General features: G+C 44.4%; 17 protein-coding genes and 2 pseudogenes. 9 read left to right on the top strand and 10 right to left on the bottom strand.

Features of this window, described 5'->3' with window-relative positions; translation table 11 throughout:
- A pseudogene (locus AB7U21_RS05005) lies at positions 1-153 on the bottom strand (metal-dependent transcriptional regulator); the annotation flags it as partial.
- Between the two features lie 183 nt (positions 154-336).
- Here AB7U21_RS05005 and AB7U21_RS05000 point away from each other — a divergent pair.
- Together AB7U21_RS05000 and AB7U21_RS04995 are read left to right on the top strand one after the other, a co-directional pair.
- On the top strand, positions 337-1,791 hold the full coding sequence (locus AB7U21_RS05000) for an MBL fold metallo-hydrolase (protein ID WP_428387453.1): 1,455 nt from the start codon (positions 337-339) through the stop codon (positions 1,789-1,791).
- A gap of 124 nt (positions 1,792-1,915) precedes the next feature.
- Complete coding sequence (locus AB7U21_RS04995) at positions 1,916-2,554, top strand: hypothetical protein (protein ID WP_333786779.1); 639 nt, start codon at positions 1,916-1,918, stop codon at positions 2,552-2,554.
- A 43-nt stretch (positions 2,555-2,597) separates the two neighbouring features.
- Here the strand turns inward: AB7U21_RS04995 and AB7U21_RS04990 are convergent, their stop codons facing one another.
- From AB7U21_RS04990 to AB7U21_RS04965, 6 genes are all read right to left on the bottom strand, one after another.
- Positions 2,598-2,786: a hypothetical protein gene (locus AB7U21_RS04990; RefSeq protein WP_428387451.1), complete on the bottom strand. Its 189-nt coding sequence runs from the start codon at positions 2,784-2,786 to the stop codon at positions 2,598-2,600.
- A gap of 183 nt (positions 2,787-2,969) precedes the next feature.
- The gene (locus AB7U21_RS04985; RefSeq protein ID WP_428387449.1) at positions 2,970-3,857 is read right to left on the bottom strand and encodes a 4Fe-4S binding protein; all 888 of its coding nucleotides are present in this window, start codon (positions 3,855-3,857) and stop codon (positions 2,970-2,972) included.
- A gap of 1 nt (position 3,858) precedes the next feature.
- On the bottom strand, positions 3,859-4,704 hold the full coding sequence (locus AB7U21_RS04980; RefSeq protein ID WP_428387447.1) for an ATP-binding protein: 846 nt from the start codon (positions 4,702-4,704) through the stop codon (positions 3,859-3,861).
- Positions 4,705-4,755: 51 nt separating this feature from the next.
- Positions 4,756-5,175 carry a NifB/NifX family molybdenum-iron cluster-binding protein gene (locus AB7U21_RS04975; protein WP_333786776.1) on the bottom strand — a complete coding sequence of 140 codons (420 nt, stop codon included), beginning with the start codon at positions 5,173-5,175 and terminating at the stop codon, positions 4,756-4,758.
- Positions 5,176-5,186: 11 nt separating this feature from the next.
- Entirely contained in the window at positions 5,187-5,564 is a 378-nt protein-coding gene (locus AB7U21_RS04970) for a NifB/NifX family molybdenum-iron cluster-binding protein (RefSeq protein WP_333786775.1), read from the bottom strand.
- Positions 5,565-5,686: 122 nt separating this feature from the next.
- Positions 5,687-7,621 (bottom strand): hydantoinase/oxoprolinase family protein, encoded by a 1,935-nt coding sequence (locus AB7U21_RS04965; protein ID WP_333786774.1) that lies wholly within the window; start codon positions 7,619-7,621, stop codon positions 5,687-5,689.
- Between the two features lie 137 nt (positions 7,622-7,758).
- Here AB7U21_RS04965 and AB7U21_RS04960 point away from each other — a divergent pair, with 137 nt between their 5' ends.
- The 7 genes from AB7U21_RS04960 to AB7U21_RS04930 all read left to right on the top strand — a co-directional run bounded on the left by AB7U21_RS04960 (position 7,759) and on the right by AB7U21_RS04930 (position 13,954).
- Positions 7,759-8,469 (top strand): MBL fold metallo-hydrolase, encoded by a 711-nt coding sequence (locus tag AB7U21_RS04960; protein WP_428387444.1) that lies wholly within the window; start codon positions 7,759-7,761, stop codon positions 8,467-8,469.
- A gap of 33 nt (positions 8,470-8,502) precedes the next feature.
- A complete protein-coding gene (locus tag AB7U21_RS04955; protein WP_428387442.1) occupies positions 8,503-9,486 on the top strand; it encodes a radical SAM protein in 984 nt (327 codons plus the stop codon).
- A 71-nt stretch (positions 9,487-9,557) separates the two neighbouring features.
- The gene (locus AB7U21_RS04950) at positions 9,558-9,893 is read left to right on the top strand and encodes a DUF134 domain-containing protein (RefSeq protein WP_333786771.1); all 336 of its coding nucleotides are present in this window, start codon (positions 9,558-9,560) and stop codon (positions 9,891-9,893) included.
- Between the two features lie 55 nt (positions 9,894-9,948).
- Positions 9,949-10,782: an Mrp/NBP35 family ATP-binding protein gene (locus AB7U21_RS04945; protein ID WP_428387440.1), complete on the top strand. Its 834-nt coding sequence runs from the start codon at positions 9,949-9,951 to the stop codon at positions 10,780-10,782.
- Positions 10,783-10,906: 124 nt separating this feature from the next.
- Positions 10,907-12,709: an anaerobic ribonucleoside-triphosphate reductase gene (nrdD, locus tag AB7U21_RS04940; protein ID WP_428387438.1), complete on the top strand. Its 1,803-nt coding sequence runs from the start codon at positions 10,907-10,909 to the stop codon at positions 12,707-12,709.
- Between the two features lie 35 nt (positions 12,710-12,744).
- Entirely contained in the window at positions 12,745-13,437 is a 693-nt protein-coding gene (locus AB7U21_RS04935; protein ID WP_428387436.1) for a prenyltransferase/squalene oxidase repeat-containing protein, read from the top strand.
- Positions 13,438-13,522: 85 nt separating this feature from the next.
- Positions 13,523-13,954 (top strand): polymer-forming cytoskeletal protein, encoded by a 432-nt coding sequence (locus AB7U21_RS04930; RefSeq protein ID WP_333786767.1) that lies wholly within the window; start codon positions 13,523-13,525, stop codon positions 13,952-13,954.
- A 35-nt stretch (positions 13,955-13,989) separates the two neighbouring features.
- Here the strand turns inward: AB7U21_RS04930 and AB7U21_RS04925 are convergent, their stop codons facing one another.
- From AB7U21_RS04925 to AB7U21_RS04915, 3 genes and pseudogenes are all read right to left on the bottom strand, one after another.
- Positions 13,990-14,757: an ABC transporter ATP-binding protein gene (locus tag AB7U21_RS04925; protein WP_333786766.1), complete on the bottom strand. Its 768-nt coding sequence runs from the start codon at positions 14,755-14,757 to the stop codon at positions 13,990-13,992.
- A complete protein-coding gene (locus AB7U21_RS04920; protein WP_333786765.1) occupies positions 14,757-15,584 on the bottom strand; it encodes an ABC transporter permease in 828 nt (275 codons plus the stop codon). The genes AB7U21_RS04925 and AB7U21_RS04920 overlap by 1 nt, the downstream gene beginning before the upstream one ends.
- 50 nt (positions 15,585-15,634) lie before the next feature.
- Positions 15,635-15,828 (bottom strand): annotated as a pseudogene (locus tag AB7U21_RS04915) (ABC transporter substrate-binding protein); the annotation flags it as partial.

Here is a 15,828-nt window from a genome sequence, read left to right as displayed (position 1 = left end):
AGCAAGGTCTGCAAGGGTCTTTGTTGTCGTGGATGGGTCCACATTGAGTTCGGATGATATGTCAGTCGTACGCACAGTTTCTTCTTTTTTAAGAAGGAACTTAAGGTAATCGACTTTTCGAGGGGACACTTCCAGTCCGGTAAATGATTCCATGTATTCCTGTAGCAAATAAGGCTTATTTAAGTTTTTTGATTTTGCATCAAATTACAAGTCAATATTTGGATTATTATCCAAATATCTGCCACAGACATAAAGCACTTTAAGACCACAAAAATTTATGAGTCATTTATTTGTAGATAACAGAATAACAAATAATGCAAAATGGGAGTGAATTAAATGATAATACAGCAGTTATTTACCAAAAAGATAGCACACAGCTCATATTTTCTGGGTGGGAACAAGGAATGCGCCACAATCGACCCACGTCGTGATGCTGACATATATATAGAAGTGGCAAGAGAGATGGGAACCAGGATCACATACATACTTGAAACTCACCTGCATGCGGATTTCATATCCGGGCACATAGATCTGGCAGAGAGGACCGGAGCCACTATATACGGGCCCCGGTCTGCAGACTTCGATTTTGATTATGTGCCTCTTTCAGAAGGGGATTCTTTTGAGATAGAAGATATGACCATAAAGGTGCTCGAAACTCCAGGACACACTCCTGAACACATTTCCTATGTGGTGACAGACAGGTCACGGGGGGAAGACCCGGTAGCATTGTTCTGCGGAGATACCCTCTTTGTGGGAGATGTGGGTCGCCCCGACCTATTTCCTGGAAGAGCGGAGGAGCTTGCATCCAGACTATATGACAGCCTCCATGAGAAAATAATGAAATTACCCGACACCTGTGAAGTATATCCTGCTCATGGAGCAGGTTCTCTGTGTGGCAGGGCAATGGCTGCAAAGAGAACAAGCACTATAGGATACGAAAAGAAATTCAACTATGCACTGAAAATAAGTGATCGCAGGGGATTCATAGACTCTCTTACACATGGTATGCCCGATGCACCTGATCATTTCCACAGGTGCACGGATATCAATAGACAGGGCCCTGTAAAGGTTAGCGATCTACCCTCTCTGGAAGAGCTTGAGCCCCTCGTGTTTTCCTCTCTGACAGCCGATAACAATGTTCTGGTGCTGGATGTACGCAACTTTGAAGCGTTTGGGGGACAACATGTTCCTGGAGCGTACAGCATTGATATTGACGGTAATTTCCCAACCTTTGCGGGCTGGTTGCTTCCTCCGGATAAAGACATACTCCTGGTCTGCGAAGGATATGGACAGGCTGTTGAGGTTTCCAGGCAGTTGCACAGGGTGGGACTTGACAGAGTTTATGGGTATTTAGCCGGTGGTATGTACGCATGGGTCACTGCCGGCTATCCCACAGCACATGTACAGCAGTTATCTTCTCATGAATTGAACAAGCGAGTTATACAAGGAGGTACTACGATCCTTGTGGATGTCAGGGCATCAAGTGAATACGAAAATTTCCATATTCAGAATGCTATCAATATTCCTGTAGCTGAGCTGAGAGAGGGATATAAGGAACTTGATCCTGCAGACGAAACTGTCCTGATATGCGGAAGTGGACAGCGATCCAGCATGGGTGCCAGTATTCTGAAGCAAAAGGGTTTTGATAAGATATTTAATGTAGCTGGTGGAATGAGGGGTTATGCAGCGGCTGGATTTGGTCCGGAATGCCCGCTCTGTACTTTGCCATGGGCATCTTTTGCCAGACGACCAGATACAACATTGACAGATAAATACCATGGTGCACAATAATTTCTTTTTATTGTATAATTTATAGTAGAAAGTGGTTTAACCATGAATTGTGCCCTAAAAATAGAGATAGTTTTATTTACAGATAAGTAAGTATCAATAATGACAATTCACTATGGGTGGTCGCATGCTAAAAAGAAAAATAACTTACATGATCATTTCGTTGACCCTAATGTTCTCTCTCTCCCTTACCGTACTTGCAGCAGATGAGAGAACCCCGGGAATTGACAGCCGTGCCTATGCTAACAATGTTGTGGAAAAGGATTTAGGAGGAACGGCCAATATCAACAACCTTGATAGTTATATTATAGGCGTCGTAGATATGAATAAAATAGAGCCTATGTCATTGGGCGGGGGATACGTAATAGTAGATATGGGTGCAAATGAGTTGATCCTTGATGAGGAAGGAGATGATCTGAGAATATACGAAAAGGACCAGATATTCTACGGCAAGGATACTCCCGAAACATATGAGGTTTTTGTCAGTCAGGACCTGCAGACTTGGGAGTCCCTGGGAGAAGGGACAGGAACAGACGAATTCGACCTTGCTGACTCTGACCTCAACTGGGCCAGATACGTGAAGATAGAAGATAGGGAAACAAGCACATCAGGAAGAGAGCCCGGATCAGATATAGATGCTGTTGAAGCCCTTCATTTCGGAGAAGAACCTAAGAGTGCTGTATCAGTGCCTTCAACGCCTGGATTTGCATTGGTTGCATCTGTCCTTGCATTCGTTGCACTTCTGTTCATAGAAAAGAAGAGATAAGGAAAAAATATCCTTCTCTTCATTTTGTTTTCATTGCAGGCCTTTATGGGCCGTAAGAGAACCTGTTTTGACAGAGGATCGTTTTTATAAGATCAACGAAATCGATCATGCTGTCGACTGAAGAAACCAGAAGTATCAAAATAAGAAGCGCAATAAGGATCTCTACATAATCCAGAGTTGCATTTGCCAGTGGGTGAGATCCACCAGCCGTTCTGTTAAGGATGCTGGACATATCTATCCCAACCTACATTTAACCTTATGTCGCTTCTCCCATAAAAGAGCTTTGACAATTATAATGAATTTTAATTATATTGCCAACAAACATCACAACAAAAACCATTCAAATGCAGGCAGCCAATTAGTCCGCAAATGTGGCCCTTACACTTAATTAAAGGCCTATCAAATATATCTGGGATCAAAAATTTGTTTCATTTTTCATTAATGTAACACATGCCATTATCTTGCTCCACATGTCCCTAACTGCTCCGGAAAAAATACCATCTTCATATTCTATAACTGTTTGACTTTCAAGCATTGCTTTAATGGGGATGTCACTCAGAGGGAGCTTGCCTACTACATCAATGCCTTTAATTTTACAGAATTCTTCTATATCTGCTGTTTTTTCTTCATTGATGTTGCATTTGTTGATACAAACAACTGCTTTTATTCCAAAATGAGCAGTGACCTCAAGTACTCTCTCAAGGTCATGTATCCCTGATACACTTGGTTCCGTAACTATGAATACAAGGTCCACCCCAGATATGGACGCAATTACAGAGCATCCGGTTCCGGGAGGTCCGTCTATGATAATAAGATCAATGTCATTCTCTGCAGCCATTTCACTGGAGGTCTTTCTAACCATCGAGACCAGTTTTCCGCCGGTCTCTTCTCCTATTCCTAACCTCGCATGGACTAAAGGACCATATCTTGTTACAGACCTGAATATTTCTCCAGCTTTATGTTCCTTCATTGTTATGGCATTTTCAGGACAGATCAGCGAGCATACACCACATCCTTCGCAGATATGTGCATCGATCACGAATTCTTTTGAGATAGCACCGAACCTGCATCTTTCCACACATGTACCACAAGCAGAACATTTGTCCTCGTTGATGAAAGCTACCTCCATGCCATAGAAATCCAGTTTGCTTGTCGATCCTGGATCCAGTATCAGATGAATATCCGCTGCATCCACGTCACAATCTGCTATCAGGACTTTGTTCGCGAGGGAAGAAAAAGCCGCTGTAAGGGTGGTCTTGCCGGTACCGCCTTTGCCACTGATAACAGTGATCTGTTTTGGCATTTCAACACCTGCCTGCCAGCTCTTGGATTTGCCTGAACATATCAAGGAAACTTTCTTTCCAGTGTGGCATTTGCAGCACGAAAGGAATGCCCTGGGAGTACAGTTCAGCTATTTTCATTTCATTTGGTATCTTCATAAGTACCGGAATGTTATTCTCAGAACAATATCTGTCCACTCTTTCATCACCCATGTCACATCTGTTGACCACTACTCCATAGGGGATACGTAGTTCTTTTACCAGTTCGACGGCAAGTGACAGGTCATATAGTCCAAAAGGAGTGGGCTCAGTGACAAGCACACAGTAATCTGCCCCGGTTATGGCAGAAATGACCGGGCATGCAGTACCTGGCGGAGAGTCTATGATCACGGTCCTTGTATCATCAATATGTGTTTTAAGTGCATGGATCATAGGGGAAGCCATAGGTTCGCCGATATTCAATAGGCCCTGGTACAGTTCTGTGCCGCAATTTTTTGAAACGGACCTTTCAATGGTCCCGATTGATCTGCCTTCTTCATGAATGGCACCCTGTGGGCATACAATGGAACAGGCTCCACAACCATGACATAATTTGGGAAATAACATGAGACTTTTGGGCAGTTTAACAAGTGCGTTGAAACAGCAGACATCCACACAGTTCATACAGAGGTCACACTTATCTTTTGAAATGAAAGGGACATGAATCTCCACATCTCTCACTTTTTCAAGTTCGTGGTTCAGGAACAGATTGCAGTTCGGCTCTTCTACATCACAGTCAAGGAGCTGGACATTTCCAAGGGATAATGCAAGGTTAAGGGACACTGTGGTCTTACCAGTACCTCCTTTTCCACTTGCTACTGCTATTCTCATGAAGCCTCTGGTACTTTTTACGTTGTTGTCATCCCGCAGAGGATGTGGACTTTAGTGGTGGTGATGACCGTGATCATGACTGTGGTGATGGCCATGACTATGATGGTGGTCGTGGTGTTCATGAGAACTGCATGCGTTGTCCATGGTTGCCTTTTGTAATCTTCCTGTTTCCCATGCTTTCAGAGCATCCCAGATGGTACCCTGTGCTCCCACATATACTTCTATTCCATACTGCTCGAACATTGCAACAGCTTTCGTACCAAGACCCCCGCAAAGCATAACACTGACCCCATTTTGGGACATCAGTTCAGGAGGCAGTCCTACTCCGCCATTATGCTCACTTGTATTGGGTATTACTGAAACCTCGCTGCTCTCTGTATCGTACATGATATAGTTCAAAACCTTTCCAAAATGCTGCCCGACCTGGTCTTCCAGGCCAGTTTTACCCATAGATGGTACACATATCTTCATATTTTCACCCTTCAAAGATCATTTGTTCCAAGGAATTTTTCTACAGCTTCCATAGCTTTCATTTCAGGATATTTCACTATCCCTATGCCTGCAGTTTCCATTACTGATACGGCATTTGGGCCAGGGTTCCCGCAGATCAGCACGTCTGCTCCTTGGTCTGCAATATATTGTGCAGCCCGCACACCAGCACCCTGAGATTCAGCAGCGTAGGGGTTCTTCACAAATTCGTGCTGCATGGAGTCCGTATCTACGAACATAAAATATACGCATCTTCCAAAATGTGGATTTGTTTCCGCTTCAGGACCATTGTCCTTTGTAGTAACGCATATCTTCATTTTGCTCACGGCCTGCTTATAGTACGTCTTTTCAAGTATGTTCTCGATTGACAATTACTCTAATATGAGATAAAATATAAATAATTAACTCAAAAAGTTAATATATCAAATTTAAGACAACTTAATATGAGGAAAGGAAAGAGAAAAAAGAGATGGAAGTGTGGAAATTATCCATTTCACTCCTTTATGATCATCATGGGGTTGCCTATGCCCACAACGGTGATCCTGGTTTCCAGAGGTGGATAAGGCCAGTTCTCAGGAGAAATGTTCTTCACTGAAATATTGGTCTGTGTCTCTTCCTTGCTCACTCCACATCTGTTTTCATAATCAAGCACCATGTCCAGTCCGATCTGTCTTGCTCTCTCAAAAGCTTCTCTGTAATCTACAACATGTTCCCTTCCACCCGGATAGAAGATAAGGAAATCCTCTGCAGGTTTTTCTATGGACACTGGCATGATCAGTACTTCAACTTTCTTGACACCCTTTCCGGCAAGAGCCCCCACGGCATTCCCCACATCTGCATGTTCCGGGACGATAATATCAGCATCTAAGAGTGCAGACATTTCCTCTGAATATGCTTTTACGGGTCCTCCCAATAATACAACAGGCAATTTCAGGCTGAACTTTGCCGGATACAAGCCACTAAGCAGTTCGTCCACAAGGGGTCTGGACCTTTCAGGCAAAAGAAAAGCCATCTGACTATAGGCCATATTCCTTGCCACATGTTCTTTCACATGGGTGCAGAATTCATATTTTTTACTGCCGTTATAGCGGGAAAGAAGCTCGGCACCCGCGTGGGAAGCATCCAGATCCCAGGCAGTGTATTCTCCCCTCACATGCAAAGCGTCCGTGGGCGTGAAACCGATGGCTTGCACCAGTCTTTTCTTTATAAGTGAATCAATTATCTTTCCGGAAGGCATGGCATGCATATAAGTGTAGAGTTCATGTATGCTGATAGGATCGATTCCGATATGCTGGAGCATTTCAGCTTCTTCATTGTTCAGCCCATTGCTGGCATAACCGGTCCTTACAAAGAACTTGGTGGGCTGATAGTTCTCATCCAGTGACTTACGAGGTAGAGGTCTCATGTGACTAAGTTTCTGTAACAGTCCTGGATACTCAACTGCAGCAACACATAGAGGAATAACACGTCTGGGACCTATCTTCACTTTTCCATCAGTGATCCAGACATGGCTGTCTCCACCAGTGGCCGATGTTTCCATCTTCATGGCCCTTACTCTTGTTTTCCATCCGCCGACCACAGAACCTGAAGCGCTTATTTCCGGTACTCCATGGTATATGGCAGATACATCGGTACTGGTTCCCCCCACATCTATGGCTGCACATGTGTCCAGTTTTGCAAGATACGATGCTCCGAGAAGACTTGCGGCAGGACCGGAAAAAATGGTCTCGATGGGTTTTTCCAGAGCGTCCTCCAGATTATATACGGAACCATCACATTTCAGCATCAGCATCCTTGCATTGATGCCTCGTTTCCTGATGTCTGCCATAACAGCACTAACAAAGCGATGAGTAATAGGTATCAACTGAGCATTAAGAACAGCAGTCACCGCCCTTTCATAGGCACCTAGTTCCTGGGAAAGTTCGTGACCACATACGACAGGTTTACCAGTTATCTTCTGGATAAGGGATTTTGCCCGCAGTTCATGATCGGGGTTCCTCGTACCAAAGAAGGCAGAGATTGCGTATGCTGACACTTTGTCTTTTGTCCTGCTACCAAACCCCCTGATGGCTTCGGTATCCAAAGGCACCTCTTCTTCACCGCTTGGACCATGGCCCCCAGGAACCACAATGAGATCCGGAGTAGGGAATTCCTGATCTGCAGGATGCTGCCCTATGAGCACAAGTCCCACTGGGGTCCCCGTACCTTCAAGTAATGAATTAGTTGAAAGGGTGGTAGAAACTGACACGAGGTTGACCTGGCTGAGAAGTTCCTGGTCAAGGGCATCCAGAACCGCACTTATGCCCATCTGCAGGTCAGGATATGTGGTAAACGCTTTTTTAGAATCTACGATCATGCCGTCTGACCCTCTTAAAAGGACAGCATCGGTGTACGTTCCACCGGTATCAATACCAAGACCATAGTGCAATTGTAAATCTCCTTCCTTTTCTATTAATTCTATATGGAGAAATTATATTTAATACTTTTCAGATATCTTCATATATTTATTCTCACATGTGGTTAATAGTAGTTAACAAGGAGATATGGTCAAACAGGAGTACAAATATGAAGCTTACGGTCATTTATGACAATGAGACAAAAAAAGGTTTGAATAGTGGATGGGGGTTTTCTTGCTTAATTGAAACTGTTGCACATAATATTCTTTTTGATACCGGGTGGGATGGCCATGTTCTTTTGGCTAACATGGAAAAACTTGGTATTTCTCCCGAAGATATTGACACTTTGGTGCTATCTCATCAGCACTGGGATCACATTGGTGGTGTGCCAACTTTCCTTAACATGCAGCCAGATGTGAACGTCTTTATACCGGCAAGTTTTTCACCCAACCTGAAAAAAGAGATCTCGACAAGGGGGAAGGAGGCAGGTACTTCCACTTCTCTTTCGAATATGGATAGTTCCGTGGGTCCCAGATTGCATGATATAAAAATACCTCAGGAAATATGCAGGGGAGTATACACAACAGGCGAACTTGGAAAAGAGATAAAAGAACAATCTTTGATACTGGATTCCGGCAAAGGACTGTACGTTATCACTGGTTGTGCACACCCCGGACTTCCTGCAATATTGGATGCAGCTTCTTCCTTTGGCAATGTGATCGGTATCTTGGGAGGTCTGCACGATAGCCAGGAATATGATCTGTTCAAAAGCATGCATTTGATAGGTGCAGGTCATTGTACAGCTCATAAAAAAGAGATTAAGATGAAATATCCAGATGCATTTGTCGATATTTTTGCAGGATATTCTATGGAGTTTTGAACAATACACATCACATAATACTGTGGTATAAAAATGAAAACAAGAATTATCTATGGTCCTATTCTTTCAAGAAGGCTTGGAAGGTCCCTTGGTGTCGATGTGATCAGAAAGGCCGGCACAAAGAGGAATTGTAATTTTGATTGCGTCTATTGCCAACTGGGACATGTGGATTATAAGGTAAAAGGACCAGAAGATGTTGAGGGAGCAGCAACCACCGAAGAAGTGATAGAAGGGATCAGATCTTTCCACAGGAATATCGAAAACCTTGATTATGTTACTTTTTCCGGTACATGTGAGCCCACACTTAACCTCTCACTTGGATCGATGATCAGAGGAGTAAAACAGGTCACAGACAAACCCGTTTGTGTGCTAACGAATTCTTCTCTTGTAGACAGGGAGGACGTGCGTTCCAATCTTGCAGAAGCAGATCTTGTAATAGCAACCCTTGTTTCTGGTAATGAAGATACGTTCAGGGCCATACACAGGCCAGTTGACGGCATAAAGCTTGATAATATCATAAAAGGGTTGCAAGCTATCCAAAACATGGAAAAAAGTCCAAGACTTGGGATCGAAGTAATGCTTGTTGACTCAAGAAATGGTTATCCGGTGAACAGTACGGATGAGGAGATCACCAAACTCATTGAGGTCCTTAAGACCATAGGTCCGGATGAGATAGAGATATTAACTGTCAGCAGGCCACCTGCGGAGAAGTTCATTGTCCCGGTGGCAGACATAAGGTTAAAGGAAATAGCACACAGATTTGATGCAGAGTTCGGAAGAAATAGGGTCAAACTGGTACTCAAAGGCCTGAGACGAGAAAGGTCAAGTATGCAGCACGAAAATGTGGAAGAAGAGGTCTATGACCTTTTACTCAGAAGGCCTTGCACTTTAGAGCAGATATGTGCATCTCTTGGCATCTCAAGTGCTCAAATGACTCCTATTATGGAAAAACTGATCTCCTCCAACACTATAATAAGTATCGTATCCGAAAATGGGACATATTATAAAGCATCTTGACCCTTTCTACATCGGGTCACTTTTAACTGTAGGAAACTATATATAATTAATATCCATTGTGAAAAATTGCTATGAAAGAGAGAGGACGTCCTAAGTGCCCACGGCGTGTGGAGCTTACTCCGGAAGTGATCTATTTTAAACCCAGAGGAGTGCCTCTACGTGAACTGGAAGTAGTTTCTATTGCAATGGAAGAACTTGAGGCTTTGCGTCTTGTGGACCTTGAAGGTCTTACACAGGAAGAAGCATCCCTTAAAATGGGGATATCAAGAAGAGCCTTCTGGGAAGACTTGCAAAGCGCCAGGAGAAAAGTTACTTTTGCTCTCACCACCGGCAAAGCTATTGAGATCTCAGGTGGGGATTATGTCACTGTCGGAGAGGAAAACAAAGGTTGCAGAAGGTCAACATAAGCCAAATGTACGTTACGTCTTTTGAAAATTTGAATTATCATTCAGGTGAAAAAATATGGACAAGAAAGTTCAGAAAACACAGGATCTGCTCCAGAAGCCGCAGGAATCAAAATTAGTTGCCAATATGAGGGCGATCAAGAACAAGATAATGGTAATGAGTGGAAAAGGGGGAGTCGGAAAAAGCACCGTTGCAGCCAATCTTGCTGCCCAGCTTGCCCGGAAGGGATTCAAAGTAGGTCTCCTTGACAGTGACATTCACGGGCCAAGTATACCCAAGATGTTCGGAATAGAGGATAAAAGACCTGAAGTGGACGAGAAAGGCATTGTTCCCGTACCAGTGACAGATAACCTCAAAGTTATGTCCATCGCCTTACTTATCGAGGATAAGGATTCTCCTGTGATATGGAGAGGACCGGCCAAGATGGCGGCTATCAAACAGTTTCTGGAAGATGTTTCATGGGGAAAGCTTGACTATCTTATCGTTGATCTTCCCCCGGGAACAGGCGATGAACCCCTCAGTATCGCCCAGCTCATTGAAAAGATCGATGGTGCCGTGGTCGTTACCACACCTCAGGATATGGCTCTGGTAAGTGTACGCAAGTCAATTACCTTTGCCCATATGCTAAAGGTTCCTGTTATAGGCATAGTGGAGAATATGAGCGTGATCATCTGCCCTCACTGTGATGAGAGGATCGATCTTTTCAGTAAAGGTGGCGTTGAAAAGGCAGCAAAGGACTTTGGTGTACCGGTGCTTGCAGCATTACCCATGGATCCCGAACTCGCTGAGATCGAGGATAGCGGGAAAGTGCATACCTTGGATGCTGATGCCACTGAGTGGTCAAGGGAATTCACAAAGATCGTGGATTCAGTCGTTGGATTTAAAGAATAGGTGTAAGTTTAGTACACTTTTTGTGCAGGGAAAGCCTATGATCCCTTCACAATACATTTTTTATATCATTGCTACAGAGCCGAAATGAAATAACTATATAAGCCAGCATCACAGATTTTTAATCATGACAGTGATGTCAAGTGGAGGTAATGTTGACAGGCTTGATTTCAAGGATCCTGTGGAGCTTATAGACGATGTGCTCTTCAAAAAGAACTGGTTGCTTACCGAGAACTCGAACACCAGGACCAGTCCGTCGGTGATAGACCTGCATATTGCATCCCAGGTCAAAAAACGATATGCTCTGGAAAAGCTTTACTCTAAGGATGTCACAGCAGCCCATCTGGAAGGCCTGATACATATCCATGACCTGCATAGCCCTTTCATGCCATATTGTAATGGCATTGACGGGCGTATCATCCTCATGGACGGCCTGAAGTTCCCTGACACACGCAGCCTGCCTGCTAAAAGACTGGACTCTGCTCTCTTCCATGTTATGTCATTCATGATGCATTCCCAGCAATTCTTTGCAGGAGCTCAGGCTGTGGACATGCTCAACTGGCTGCTCGCTCCACATCTGCATTATGAGAGAATGGATGAGTCTATGATATACCAGACAGTGCAGGGTTTCATGTTCCAGATGAACCAGTCAAATAGAATAGGTGCTCAGAGCGCTTTTACCAACATCGGCCTGAGATTGAAATGCCCTCCTGCACTGAAGGAAGAAAGAGTGGTATACGGAGGTAAAACACTCGATGCAACATATAGTGAATTTGAAGATAAGGCACGGCAGATTTACAGTGCTTTCATGAGAGTTTCAGCGGATGGCGATTCCACGGGTGCTCCCTTCACATTCCCTCTCATTACCACAGCCATCACTAAGGACCATGATTTTAATGATCCCCTGTGGATGGAGACCATACAGGCTACTTCAGCTACAGGTGCACCTTATTTCCTGAACCTTGCTGCCCCTTATCTGGAAGAGGATACGGTGCATGCCATGTGCTGCAGATTACTGAGCAAGCATGCGGGAGGTATCTGGACGGCTGGTGGCATGGGTACGGGCTCCAATAAGGTTGTAAGCATTAACCTACCCGGAGTGGCTCTACGGTCAGCCGATGAAGATAATTTCATTGCACAGCTGGATAACGCTCTTGATGTTGCCCGGAAGGCATTGCTGGAAGGGCAGGATATAGTCAGACGATCACTTTATGAATGGGAACTTCTACCCTGGCTGCTCAACAAAACTGATGACGGTGTGCCATATTTTGACTTTGAGAAACGTCATCTTACATTTGGTGTGGTGGGTCTGAATGAATGTCTTTTGAACCTTACAGGAGAAGGTATTGACAAAAAGATCGTAACAGGCATAAAAATAATTGCTCACATACTTGGAAGGATAGAGGAGTTCTCCCATGAGGATGGCATAGAGTATACTCTTGAGCAGACTCCTGCAGAAAGCACTGCACATCGGCTTGCCATGCTCGACAGAAATAATTTTGGGGAAAAAGCTAAGGTGCAGGGTATTGAAGGAGCATACTATTACACCAATTCCACTCACTTGCCTTATAATGCAGGTATGTCTCTTATAGACAGGATCAATATCGAGGCAGAGTTCCATCCATTCTTTACCGGGGGTACGATCTGCCATATATGGATGGGTGAAAGTTATCCTGACCCGGCCGGTCTTAATGAATTTGTCAGGAAACTTTCGGGGACAAAACTTGCTTATTTCTGTTTTTCCCCTGATTTTTCCATATGTGATAAGGGGCATACTTCCAGAGGTGTAAATGAAATGTGCCCACTGTGCTCCAGTCCGATTAATGATCACATATCTAGGGTAACTGGTTATTACGGTCATGTGAACCAATGGAATCCCGGAAAAAAAGCAGAGTATGCTCAGAGACACAGGTATAGGATGCATTGCTAGAAAAACGCTAAATACAGACCAGCATATTATATTGCATGGACCACAGGATAGCAAAGGCACTTGATTGGATCGAGATGCAACAGCCGGATTCCATCAAGGGGATCGCCCGCGTGGTCTGGGCTCGAGGGGCATGGAAACTATCCAGCCGCCATACTGCTTATCTTATCAGGCTTAAAGGCAACCCGCCTTGGGGAGGAAATGTAAGGGAAACTGCCAGAGCAGCCTCTTCTCTTTCCCAAATGGGTCTGGTCTTCCCAGATGTGGGGCAATGGCTTCTTTTACAAAAGAAAGAAGGTTCCTGGAACGGTAACGTGTACGATACCGCCTATTCCCTCATAGCCCTGGCAGATATGGATATCCATGATCCCGATGGATGCCAGTGGCTATTAGACAACTGTGGACCTGACTGGGAACATCCTGGAACCACTGCACTTGTGATCCTGGCATTAGTAAAACAGGGAACTATGCAGAGTGAATATCATGGTTTTATTGAAGAGAGAGCACGCTGGTTGCTTGAGAAACGTGAATTGGATGGTGGATGGAAGAACATAGCAACCAGCAACATAGTCATGCAGTCTCTTTTAATGACAAGTTTGAGGGAAGAACTTAAGGTTTCTATGGACTGGCTCATGAAAGCACAAAACTCCGAAGGTTTCTGGGGTAATAGAAAAGATAGCATTGTTGCTACTGCCCTATCACTGATCACTCTTGCATTATGGGAGTCATAACAGCATAGTCTATGAAACTAATATATATGAGAGTCTATCGTATACCTATACGTTTTCAACTACATCGCCTTGTACCAGTGATAAAATGAATACAGAATTTATCAAGTACCACCCCGGTTCCAATACCTACATCGTTCAGAGAAAAGCGTACTTTGAGGACAGCGTTCTTCTCAAAGGTAATCTGATAGTTGGCGCAGGATGCAATTTCTGGCAGGAACTGAGGGTTGAGGGAAACCTTGAGCTTGGAAAGAACTCTCAGGTCAGGGGTCATGTGCAGGCACATAATGCGCTCATTGGTCCGCATTGTGAGATAAAGGGTGACGTACAGGTGGACAAGGACCTTACACTAATGGATGATGTGAAGATCGAAGGCTCTGCCACATGTGGGGGGCAGATGCTTGTGAGGCCGGGCTGTTCCATGGGTTTTGTAAAAGCTGAAAAGGTGCTGGAACTTGTGGGCAAGGTCAGCATAAAAGATGTAGAGGCCGGAACGAAAGTGATCGTACGTTCCGAGTGAGTTGAAATATTCCTGATCATTATGAGTTGTGGATATTAATCGATCCTTTCTTTTCTCTCTTCGGAGAGTAACTTCAACACGGCTGTCCGTAGCTTGTTAGCTTCAGGACTTGTTCGTATCCTTGGACGCGGAAGGTCTACATTTATGACCTCTTTTATTTTTCCGGGACGTGCGGTCATAACTACTATCCTGTCAGCCAAAAATACTGCCTCATCCACACTGTGGGTAACGAACAGGATGGTTATGTGTTTCTTATTCCATATCTCAAGAAGCTGGTGCTGTAAAGAGTTCCTGGTCTGAGCATCCAGTGCGCCGAAAGGTTCATCCATGAGCAAGACTTCCGGTTCATTGGCAAGTGCACGGGCAATGGCGACTCTTTGCCTCATACCCCCTGAAAGTTCATACGGGAAACTATCCTTGAACTGTGTGAGGCCCACCAGCTCAAGATATTTCTCAGCATCCAGTATTGCATTTTTCCGGGCAACCCCTTTCATTTCCGGGCCAAAGATGATGTTCTCGGTGACAGTTCTCCAGGGGAAAAGCGAATACTCCTGGAATACCATGCCTCTCTTTGAATCCGGTATGGTTATTCTGGTTCCGTCCAGTAGTATTTCCCCTGAATCCGGAGCATCAAGTCCGGCAATGATGCGCAGAAGAGTGGTCTTACCGCAACCGGAAGGACCTAAGAAACACACGAACTCCTTGTCACCTATATCAAGGCTCACATTATCCAATGCAAGGGTTTCAGGTGCATCTTCCTTTCTGAAAGTGCGGGTAATGTTCTTTATTTCAACTTTTCCCATTATCTCACAACCCCTGCCTGCCATTTGAGCAGGTGTTCATCGATAACATATCTCAGGACCTTGTCAATTAAAAGGCCCAGAAGGCCCAGGACCATCATGTATACGAGCACCATGTCCATCTGATGAAGATGGTAATGATGCCATATCTTGAAACCTAGCCCATATTTGCTCACACCGAACATCTCCGCAGCCACCAGGCACATCCATCCCACACCTATAGCTATCCTAATACCAGCAGCTATTGACGGTAGAGCAGAAGGAAGGGCAACGTATCTTATAAGATCACGTTCCTGCCTGCATCCAAGTACCCTGGCTGCTTCTACATAGACCTTAGGTACGTTCTTAAGCCCGGTAAATGTGTTAATGATAACTGGGAACACAGCTCCTATAAAGATCAGAAAACCGGCTGACACGGGCGTGAGACCCAGCCATATGATGGCAAAAGGTATCCAGGCAAGAGGAGGTATAGGTCTTAACATCTCAATAATTGGGTCAAGTACTCTGTTCAATGTTGTGAACCAGCCCATGATCAAGCCCACAGGTATTCCTATGACCAGAGCAGCTACCATGCCTATGGAAAAATGTAACAAGCTTTGTAAGAGGTCAACAAAAACAACTGGTATTTCGATGGCCAACGCCCCTATTTCTAAAACGGATGGGCGCTGAACTATCGTTAATGCAGCAGAAATTACATCGAGGATACTTGGCAGAAAGAACTTATTACGGACTATAAGGTCTGCTACCAGTTGCCACAGCAGAAGGGCAGAGATAATGGAAATGATCTCCACTGCTCTGCTCTTTACCGCGTGCATTATTTTATTCTTCATGTCTGCCTACAGGACTCCTTGCTCATTCATGTAAGTTACTGTCAATGCACTTACTTTTGTAAGGAATCATAAAAAGACATATCAAATATATCTTTTTCTGTAAGTGGCTTCGTTATATATCCCAGTTCATACTGTATGGTTGCATAATCCACAGTGGAGGTCACGATCAGATGCGGATCTGCCACCCATGTGCCATCCCACTCATTAATGGAGTTCTGGACAATGCTTATATTCATTTCCTGGT

It is taken from the genome of Methanomethylovorans sp. (assembly GCF_050177135.1).
In the GTDB taxonomy this organism is placed as follows: Archaea; Halobacteriota; Methanosarcinia; order Methanosarcinales; family Methanosarcinaceae; genus Methanomethylovorans.
Note: the sequence above shows the minus strand (reverse complement) of the source record. Positions and strands in the feature narration are given on the sequence as shown.

Excerpts from the sequence above, each read along its gene's own strand:
- AB7U21_RS04955 (WP_428387442.1), top strand. The coding sequence starts at position 8,503 with ATGAAAACAAGAATTATCTATGGTCCTATTCTTTCAAGAAGGCTTGGA.
- AB7U21_RS04975 (WP_333786776.1), bottom strand. The coding sequence starts at position 5,175 with ATGAAGATATGTGTACCATCTATGGGTAAAACTGGCCTGGAAGACCAG.
- AB7U21_RS04950 (WP_333786771.1), top strand. The coding sequence starts at position 9,558 with ATGAAAGAGAGAGGACGTCCTAAGTGCCCACGGCGTGTGGAGCTTACT.
- AB7U21_RS04945 (WP_428387440.1), top strand. The coding sequence starts at position 9,949 with ATGGACAAGAAAGTTCAGAAAACACAGGATCTGCTCCAGAAGCCGCAG.
- AB7U21_RS04990 (WP_428387451.1), bottom strand. The coding sequence starts at position 2,786 with ATGTCCAGCATCCTTAACAGAACGGCTGGTGGATCTCACCCACTGGCA.
- AB7U21_RS04995 (WP_333786779.1), top strand. The coding sequence starts at position 1,916 with ATGCTAAAAAGAAAAATAACTTACATGATCATTTCGTTGACCCTAATG.
- AB7U21_RS04920 (WP_333786765.1), bottom strand. The coding sequence starts at position 15,584 with ATGAAGAATAAAATAATGCACGCGGTAAAGAGCAGAGCAGTGGAGATC.
- AB7U21_RS04960 (WP_428387444.1), top strand. The coding sequence starts at position 7,759 with ATGAAGCTTACGGTCATTTATGACAATGAGACAAAAAAAGGTTTGAAT.
- AB7U21_RS05000 (WP_428387453.1), top strand. The coding sequence starts at position 337 with ATGATAATACAGCAGTTATTTACCAAAAAGATAGCACACAGCTCATAT.
- nrdD (WP_428387438.1), top strand. The coding sequence starts at position 10,907 with ATGACAGTGATGTCAAGTGGAGGTAATGTTGACAGGCTTGATTTCAAG.
- AB7U21_RS04935 (WP_428387436.1), top strand. The coding sequence starts at position 12,745 with ATGGACCACAGGATAGCAAAGGCACTTGATTGGATCGAGATGCAACAG.
- AB7U21_RS04980 (WP_428387447.1), bottom strand. The coding sequence starts at position 4,704 with ATGAGAATAGCAGTAGCAAGTGGAAAAGGAGGTACTGGTAAGACCACA.
- AB7U21_RS04930 (WP_333786767.1), top strand. The coding sequence starts at position 13,523 with ATGAATACAGAATTTATCAAGTACCACCCCGGTTCCAATACCTACATC.
- AB7U21_RS04985 (WP_428387449.1), bottom strand. The coding sequence starts at position 3,857 with ATGCCAAAACAGATCACTGTTATCAGTGGCAAAGGCGGTACCGGCAAG.
- AB7U21_RS04925 (WP_333786766.1), bottom strand. The coding sequence starts at position 14,757 with ATGGGAAAAGTTGAAATAAAGAACATTACCCGCACTTTCAGAAAGGAA.